The following is an 8,458-nucleotide window of genomic DNA, read 5'->3' on the forward strand; positions in this document are numbered from 1 at the left end:
GGTCTTCTGTCACAGGGGGAAGCGAGCTTTAAGTATTTCTTCGCTCTGCTTGAGCAGGGTTTTCTTGTTGGTAATATCGGCAGGCTCTAGTAGCGACTGAAGATTACTAGTGTAGAATTCGAAGAAATCCTTTCTTTTGAGCTTTTCTTTCTTGCCAAGGATGCGCTCTTCACTGCTTGTTTCGCGTCTCGGGAAGTATCTTCTGAAGTAGGTAGAGTCCTGTGCATAGTTCAGCTTTCCTTTCCATAACAGGTGGCTGATCAGGACGTGGTCAAAGGAGATGGTCTTCCTGAATGAAAATCCATTCAGGTCTGTGCGGCGAAAAAGTGAGTGGAAGATTGTGCAGTTGGCCAGTTCGGCTACCGATTTCAAGTATCGCTCGGTAGGGCTCTTCTGTGTGAAATCATAGATGGCTTCTTTAGTTGGGCCAAAAATTTTTCCATCCATGATCCCGAATGGAGTTCCACAAGCCATGGAGGTTTCTTTTTCACGATCCAGAAGATCGACAACTTCCTGAAGATAGTTTTCGCTCAGGTAGTCATGTGCACCCAGCCACATAAAGTATTCAGATTCTGACTCCTGGAAGAGTTTGATGAAATTCTCGGCTGCACCTATGTTCTCGCTATGTCTGACAAGCTCAAAGCGTCCATCGTCACTCGACAGGCTTCTGGCGATCTCGAGCGTTTTGTCCGATGATGCATTGTCAGAGATCAAAAACTTGACCCCATCAATATCTTGCTTCTTTAGGGAGAGAAGAGTCTCCCGGATGTACATCTCTTCGTTGTATGCAGGTATACCGATGCAGACCTTGGGGCGCGAGAGGTTCAAATAGATCCGCGGCAAGGGGGCGACGTTAGTCGGAGGCAGGGGCTTTTCTAGGTAGCCGGTGCTTTCGAGATATTTCTCGCCATTTTGTGCGTCTGCGCTCTCGAGGATGCTGAGCGCCAAGTCGTGCATCTGATAAACGGTATGCAAGATGAAGGCTAGCTTGCTCTTTTGCTGAGGGCCCAGATGCTCCAGCCGGTGCGGCGACTGAATGAAAATGGCATCGGCACTGACGAGCTGGGTGGCTTGTTGTTTCAGCAAATCATCGCGTCTGGGCAGATGGCTGTAGTGTTGCAGATTGTTCAGCCGGTAGAAGCTGAACCCATGCCGCGATAGCCAGTGGCTGATCTGTGTCAGTTCGGGCTGGTTCTTGTGAGTGGGGGAAAAATTGACTCGAACCTGCACCAACAGCGTATTGGCCAGTGCCTTCTCGCCGTTTTCCAGAATCGCCAGGCTGTCGTTCATATTGTCGAGCAGCAACCAGTCGATGTTCTCCAGACCTTCGATGTCGTCGAGGCGCAGGGTGGTGATCGGCAGTTTGGCGATGATTTGTGTGGCTTCTTGATTTCCCGGCAGTTGCTGGTCCGCTGGCAGCGGCTCCAGGGTGGCGTTCATCGCCGGGTCGAGACAGGCGAACAGGGTGCCTTCGCGACCATCGCCCAAGGTCACGTGGGGGAAGTGGTGCAGTTCGCCGGCGGCTTGCAGCTGAGCGGCGTTGGTGACCTTGCTGGTGGGGTCGAAGGCAATGGCGGCGAAGGCGCCCAGCTTCTGCAGGCTGCTGAAGCCGGTGGTGCCGACCAGTAGCGCACCGTTATCCAGGGTGACGACCTTGCCTTCGAACGCAAAGTTGAAGGCGTTCTGATCACTATCTACCTCAGGGGCTGGATGCTGCAGCTGCATCGGTTGGCTATCGCCCTCGAACCAGGCCAGGCCTTCCTGGTCCAGGGTCAGGGCTGCCGGTTGCTTGCCTTCGCAGTAGCGTTGCCAGATGGCACGCATGGCGATGGTGAAGTTCCTGGCGAAGCGGGGCCCGTCGCAGACCGGTGATTGCAACAGCACGTCGCGCAGGTGGCGACGAATGGTACTCAGGCTGTCGAGATCGCTGGCCAGCTCAAGCACGCGCGCGCGGTATTCGTCCCAGCTGTTGACCACCAGTTCCGACATGCCGGCGTTGACCAGGTGGGTGGCGGAGTGGCGGCCGGCGAAGGTCGGGCCGGGCAGGGAGACCACGGGAACCCCCATCAGGAAGGCTTCGCAGGTGGTCAGGCCGCCGGAGTAAGGCCAGGGATCGAGTGCGATGTCGATGCGGTTGTAGGTTTGCAGCAGTTCCCGGTGCGGCGAGGGGCCCTCGATCATCAGGCGCTCGGCCTCGATGCCTTGCTCGACCATGATTGTGCGCACTCGCTGGCACAGGTCTTCGCTGTTGTATTGCATGCCCTTGAGCAGCAGGCGCGAGTTGGGAAGGGCATGCATGAGCCTGGCCCACTCGGCCAGCACGACCGGGTTGATCTTGGTCGGGTTGTTGAAGCAGCCGAGAGTGATGTGGCCGTTGCTCAAGGCGGGTAGGTTGTTGATCTCCGGCACGTATTCCGGGGGGGTGAAGCAGATGTAGTCGTCCGGCAGGCGGATGAGCTTTTCGGTGTAGAACGCGTCTTCCCCCGGTGGCGACTCGATGCTGTCGCTCAGCAGGTAGTCGATGGCGCTCAGGCCGGTGGTGTTGATCAGGCCGCCGACCCATTTGACCAGCAGCGGAGCGGGTTGCAGGGCCATGGTGCGCATGCGGTTGCCGGCGTTGTGCCCGGCCAGGTCGATGAGGATGTCGATCTTTTCGCTGCGAATACGTTCGGCGAATTGCTCGTCGGTCAAGTGGGCAATGCTTGCCCAGTGGTCGACCGACTGTTTGATGCGGCGGGTCAATGGATCTTCGAAGTTGTTGGTGCTATAGGCAAACAACTCGAACTCGTGGCGCGATAGCGACTCGAGCATGAGGGTGATCATGCGACCGACCGGATGGTTGCTGAAGCCATCGGAGATCATGCCGATGCGCAGTCGCCGCTGCGGTAAGCATTCCTCGGGCTGCGGGCGGGGAGGGGTGTCTTTCGGGGCGTAGCGAGCTTCCCATTCTTTGCACACGTCGAAAATCGTTTGCCGGCTGACGGCGGGGTTGTAATGAAGGTTGGTCAGTCGGTTGGAGTAGGCCAGCGGCGAGTCACCGGAAAGCTCGATAGCCTTCAGGTAGTATGTTTCCGCCTTGTCCAGCTGCCCGATATCTTTGAGCAGATTTGCCGCGTTGTTCCAGAAAGCGAAGTAGTCTGGGCGGCGGCGGATCAGCCCGTCGAACAGGATAATTGCCTTCTCATAACGGTGCGTCTTGGTGAAGATCAAGGCTTTTCTTTCTAGGGCATCTTCGCGGTTGGGCACGATAGCCAAGGCCTGTTCAATATATCCGAGTGCCTGGTCGTAAAGTCCGCGGTCGTAGAAGATGCGGGCTAACAGGCACAGCCCGTCGGGATTGTTGGGGGCGATTTCCAGCGACTTTTGCGCCAGCTCCTGCGCGGTTTGGATATCGCCGAGCTTGATCTCCACCATGCCCAGCAATATCAGGGTTTCGGCGTCGTGCGGATCCAAGGTGCGAGCCTGCTCGAGTGCGTGCTGGGCTTCGGGGTATTGCTTTTCCTGAAGCAGGCAGTTGCCCAGCGCTTTCCAGCCGCTGGCCTGCTTGGGCGCGCGGTTTATCGCCTGCTGAGCCTGGGCTTTGGTTTGGGGGTGACGTTGCGCCCGAGGGCTGCCAGCTGTTTTGGGGGGTCGACTCATGACGGGGCCTGGGATGGTGTTTCGGGATGTACGAATTGTCGGCCGACGGCCGTGGACTCAAAGCGCCGATAACCCGGGGCTGGAGCGAGTTTATTCACTGCGCCAGCAGGCAATGCCAATGAAAAAAGGGCGCCGAAGCGCCCTTTTTCGTAGCGGATCGGCCGAGGCCGATCCACGTCTGCCATGCCGCGGCGGGTTGTTAGCCGAGCAGGGACAGCACGCCTTGCGGAACCTGGTTGGCCTGGGCCAGAACCGAAGTACCGGCCTGCTGCAGGATCTGCGCCTTGGTCATGTTGGCCACTTCCACTGCGTAGTCGGCATCCTCGATGCGCGAACGGGCGGCGGACAGGTTGGTTTCGTTGGTCTTCAGGTTGCTGATGGCCGAGTCGAAACGGTTCTGGATGGCACCGAGGTCGGAGCGCAGGGTGTCGACTTCGCTGAGAGCCTGGTCCAGCAGGGCCAGCGGGCTATCAGTCGAACCACTCACCAAGCTGGCTGCGCTCAGGTTGGCAGTATCAATAGTGAAGGCTGCGGTGGTAGCTGCAGTGGTGGTGTCGGCAGTCTGCGGATCAAGCGCAATATAGAAAGTCGCGGTGACGCCGGATTCGACGCTGATGCCCTTGGCAGACAGAGTGCTGATTTCCGAAGCGGTAGTGGTGTTGATGGTTACCATTGCATACATGTTGCCGGCCTCATCCACATAGGCATCACCTGTGGAAAGAGTAATGCTGCCGGTAGCTATGCCTAGGTTGGCTGCTAGGTCGCCTGAGGTCCCCTCTTTCACCGAGGAGTCGGCAATTTGGGTGGTGTCGCCATAGGCCGACTTGAAGGAGTTGGTGGTGGTGGCTGTTGACAGGGTGCCTTTTGGACCGGAAACATTGAAATCATCCAGACCCAGAGTCTTGGAGGTGATTTCCTTCAGGCCGATCGAAATAACTTCGCCGTCGTTGGCACCGACCTGGATGCTCAGGCTCTGGTCCTTGCTCAGCACTTTGGTGCCGTTGAAGTCGGTCTGCTCGGAAATGCGGTCGATCTCGGTCAAGCGTTGCTTGATTTCAGCCTGGATGGAGGCCTTGTCTTCGGCCGAGTTGGTGCTGTTGGCAGACTGTACGGTCAGCTCGCGCACGCGCTGCAGGTTGTCGTTGATCTGGTTCAGCGCGCCTTCGGCGGTCTGGGCAACGGAGATGCCATCGTTGGCGTTACGCTGGGCTTGGGACAGACCGGTGATTTGCGCACTCATGCGGTTGGCAATGGCCTGGCCGGCGGCGTCGTCCTTGGCGCTGTTGATGCGCATGCCGGAAGATAGGCGCTCCATGGCGGTGGTCAGGGAGCTTTGCGATGCACCCAGGTTCTTCTGGGCGATCATTGAGGTGATGTTGGTATTGATGACGGACATGTTGCGTTCCTTCTCTAAAGGTTGAGCGCCAGTGGCGAGCTGCGCTGCGCGGTGGCTTCGCGGCTGGCGACAACGGCGCCGTTGGCCGTTATCCCGACTATCGGCGGGCGGGGCGGGAGCTTTAGGGGCGGGCGAGAATTTTTTGACGCAGCCCACAGGTGCCGGGGAGTCGCCGACAAGGATGGAGCATTTCCAAGGCTCCGGGGCGCGCCCGGTCGAGGGGCGGATTTATCCGCGATTGGGGTGGTTCCTGCGGGGTCATGCTCATTCGCCAATGTGGCTGGAAAGGGGTCAGGCGGGTGGCGCTATCACGGCTTTGGACAGTAGCCTTGGTCCTTTTCGAACGCAGGATTTTCCCCATGACCGATCAAGACATTCGCTGGCAGCAGCGGCTGGCCAATTACAGCCGGGCGCTCATGCAACTGACCCGCGCCGTCGAGCTGGCACAGTCGCGGCCGCTCAGCGAGCTGGAAAAGCAGGGCTTGATCCAGGCCTTCGAGTTCGTCTTCGAACTGGCCTGGAATCTGATGAAGGATTACTTCCTCTACCAGGGCAATCCGGCCATCAGCGGTTCCCGCGATGCCATCCGTACCGCTTTCAAACAGGGCCTGATCGCCGATGGCGAGGGTTGGATGGAGATGATCAAGAGCCGCAACCAGACGGCGCATACTTACAACGAGTCTGTGGCCAACGAGATAGCCGATAGCATCATGGCCCGTTACCACGCCCTGTTCCGGCAGCTCCAGCAACACATGCAGGGCCTGGCGGAGGCGGAATGAACGGCAAGACAGCGTTTGGATTGCCTGTGCATGCGCTCGAGAAGTTGCGCGGCGTATTCGCCGAGTGGCCGCAAATCCAGCGGGTGCTGCTTTATGGCTCGCGAGCCAAGGGTAACTACCGCCCCGGCTCCGACATCGATCTTTCCATCGAGGACGACGAAGAGCTGTCTCTGGCCCAACTACTGGCCATCGAGAACCGGATCGACGACCTGCTGCTGCCCTGGATGGTCGACCTTTCGCTCAAGCGGCAGATCGACAATCCGGCCCTGCTCGAACATATCCGCCGGGTGGGGATACCGTTCTATGTGCGGGGCGCCGCGGATGCCGGGAAAGGGCCGCCGGATGCCGCGGCGCGAGGGGACTGAGGGGGGATTCATGCCTGGCCCTGGCCGGGCGGGGCTGCAACCACCCCGCCCCTTGCCGAGTATCCCCATGTCCCGCAGGAAGCTGCCCATCGGTATCCAGGCCTTCCGCGAAATCCGCGAGGACGGCTGCTACTGCGTCGACAACATGCCGCCACTGTCGAGCGGGCGCTGGTGCTGGTGGATGACTACGACAAGCCGATCCTGGACAGCCTCGGTCGCCCCGAGGTGGCGCGGGAAATCCGGGACGCCATGCGCAATCTGTATTCGGTGATCAAGAACAGCGATGCGCACATCCGCTTCGGCCATGCTCGGCGGGGTATCGAAGTTCAGCAAGGCGTGGCGGGATTCGAAGTGCAAAGCCTGCTTCCGTAGCCGGCCGTATTCAGAAAACCGCTCCACGGCCGATAGGTATCCAATCGAGCCTGTCGCATTTCCGGAGTCCCGCATGAATCCCTCAACGCTCATCGGCATGCTCGCCAGCATCGCGCTGCTGGCGGTGGTCCTGGTCTTTTCCGCCGAAGATCCGGCGCTGTTCATCGATCCGCCGAGTCTGGGCATCGTGCTGGTGGGCACCCTGGCGGCGACCTTCATCAGCTATCCGCTGGGCGAGGTGCTGCGGGTGTTCAGCCTGATCGGCACGGTGATGCGCAACGAGCGGCTGTATACCGAGGATGACATCGAGGAGCTGGTGAAGATCTCCCGGCTGTGGATGGGGGGCGATCTGCGTGCAGTGGAGAAGGAGTTGGGGCAGATCAACAATCCTTTCCTGCGCACCGGGGTGCAGTTGGTGATCGACATGACGCCCGAGGAGGACATCCTCGAGCTGCTGCAATGGCGAATCTCCCGTTTGCGTGCCAAGGAGCATGCCGAGGCGCAGCTGTTCCGGGTGATGGCCAGCTATGCGCCGGCATTCGGCATGCTCGGCACGCTGGTGGGGCTGGTGAATCTGATGTTCCTGCTCGGCGATGGCGACATGACGGCCATCGGCCGGCAGATGGCGGTGGCGCTGATGACCACTCTTTATGGGGTGCTGCTCGCCAACCTTGTATTCAAGCCGGTGGCGGTGAAGCTGGAGCGGCGTACCGAGCAGCGGGTGGTGCTGATGAACATGGTGCTGCAGGGTATTTCCATGATGTGCAACAAGCGCAACCCGGGGTTGATGCGCGAGACGCTGAACTCGTTCGTCGCCCAGTACCGGGACGAGATTCGCGATGGGGGTGGTGAGTCGCGCGCCTCTGAGCGGGATGATGGGGGCGCCCGGCAATGACCGAGCCATTGGAGAGTCCGGCCACCGGTTCCGTCGGCTCGGCGCGCAAGGCATTGCTGGAGCGTCAGCGTCAGTTGGAGCAGGAACTGGCCCAGGCTCGCCAGGCGACGCGCATGGCCAGGCGCCAGGCAGCCAATGCGGTCCGCGAGCCGGACTCCGAGGGTGAGACGGAAGGCTGGTTGATAACCTACCTGGACATGATGACTCTGCTATTGGTGCTGCTGGTGGTGATGCTGGCCTTCGCTGGCAAGGGCAAGGGGGCTGGAGAGCTGTCGCAGTCGCTCAAGCCGCTGTCCGAAGGCGTTTTGCCGGCTGGCAGCAGCCTGCTCGAGCAGGCCGGCCGATCTCTGCGCGACAAAGGGGCGGACGTCACCAGCGATCCCCTTCAAGGGCTGCCAGTGGATCAGCTGGGCAAGGATATCGAAGTGATCGTGAAAGAAGGCTCGGTGAGCTTTCGCATCAGCAGCGAGATCCTCTTCAGTTCCGCGCAGGCCGACCTGAGCCTGGAGGGGCTGCGCGTACTGCAACAGTTGGTTCTGGTGCTCAACAGTAGCCGGCATGGCATCGTGGTGGTGGGGCATACCGACTCGTTGCCGATCCGTAGCGCGCGCTTTCCCTCCAACTGGGAGCTTTCCGGGGCGAGGGCCGGCAGCGTGGTGCGCTATCTGGAGGCCAACGGAGTTGCCCGCCAGCGCATGCGTGCAGTGGGCCTTGCGGATACTCAGCCACTGGCCGACAACTCCAGCCTGGAGGGGCGTGCCAGCAATCGGCGGGTGGAGTTGATCTTGGAGACGCCGCAGGCTGCGGAAATGTCGGATGATTGAGAGGGAGAGCGATTGGATATCGAAAGAGTTCAATTAAAGGTTGACGCCTCGATTCGAGGCCCTATAATGCGCCCCACTTCCTCCGAGGGAGCCGCGTAAACCCTTGAAAATCAAGGGGTTGGCTGCAGGTTCTGGAGGGTTGGCAAGGCAGGCGGTGGCGGTGAAGGAAAGTTCATCGAAGCGCTTGA

General features: G+C 59.8%; 7 protein-coding genes. 5 read left to right on the forward strand and 2 right to left on the reverse strand.

The genetic code is table 11. The features are described 5' to 3' along the window. Window positions 1–9: 9 nt before the first annotated feature. Window positions 10–3,639 carry an O-linked N-acetylglucosamine transferase family protein gene (locus EV691_RS19980; RefSeq protein ID WP_131299767.1) on the reverse strand — a complete coding sequence of 1,210 codons (3,630 nt, stop codon included), beginning with the start codon at window positions 3,637–3,639 and terminating at the stop codon, window positions 10–12. Between the two features lie 199 nt (window positions 3,640–3,838). Beyond that, window positions 3,839–5,035, reverse strand: coding sequence for a FliC/FljB family flagellin (locus EV691_RS19985; RefSeq protein ID WP_131299770.1), 1,197 nt, complete (start codon window positions 5,033–5,035; stop codon window positions 3,839–3,841). Between the two features lie 359 nt (window positions 5,036–5,394). Here EV691_RS19985 and EV691_RS19990 point away from each other — a divergent pair, with 359 nt between their 5' ends. From EV691_RS19990 to EV691_RS20010, 5 genes are all read left to right on the forward strand, one after another. Next, the gene (locus EV691_RS19990; protein ID WP_131299773.1) at window positions 5,395–5,814 is read left to right on the forward strand and encodes a nucleotidyltransferase substrate binding protein; all 420 of its coding nucleotides are present in this window, start codon (window positions 5,395–5,397) and stop codon (window positions 5,812–5,814) included. Next, entirely contained in the window at window positions 5,811–6,179 is a 369-nt protein-coding gene (locus EV691_RS19995) for a nucleotidyltransferase family protein (protein ID WP_131299776.1), read from the forward strand. Before EV691_RS19990 ends, EV691_RS19995 begins: the two co-directional genes overlap by 4 nt. A gap of 177 nt (window positions 6,180–6,356) precedes the next feature. Further along, entirely contained in the window at window positions 6,357–6,551 is a 195-nt protein-coding gene (locus EV691_RS20000) for an AAA family ATPase (RefSeq protein WP_242672597.1), read from the forward strand. A 73-nt stretch (window positions 6,552–6,624) separates the two neighbouring features. Beyond that, the gene (locus EV691_RS20005) at window positions 6,625–7,446 is read left to right on the forward strand and encodes a motility protein A (RefSeq protein ID WP_131299779.1); all 822 of its coding nucleotides are present in this window, start codon (window positions 6,625–6,627) and stop codon (window positions 7,444–7,446) included. After that, entirely contained in the window at window positions 7,443–8,270 is an 828-nt protein-coding gene (locus tag EV691_RS20010; RefSeq protein ID WP_131299782.1) for an OmpA/MotB family protein, read from the forward strand. The genes EV691_RS20005 and EV691_RS20010 overlap by 4 nt, the downstream gene beginning before the upstream one ends. The last annotated feature ends 188 nt before the right edge of the window (window positions 8,271–8,458 follow it).

Source organism: Azotobacter chroococcum (assembly GCF_004339665.1).
Classification (GTDB): domain Bacteria; phylum Pseudomonadota; class Gammaproteobacteria; order Pseudomonadales; family Pseudomonadaceae; genus Azotobacter; species Azotobacter chroococcum.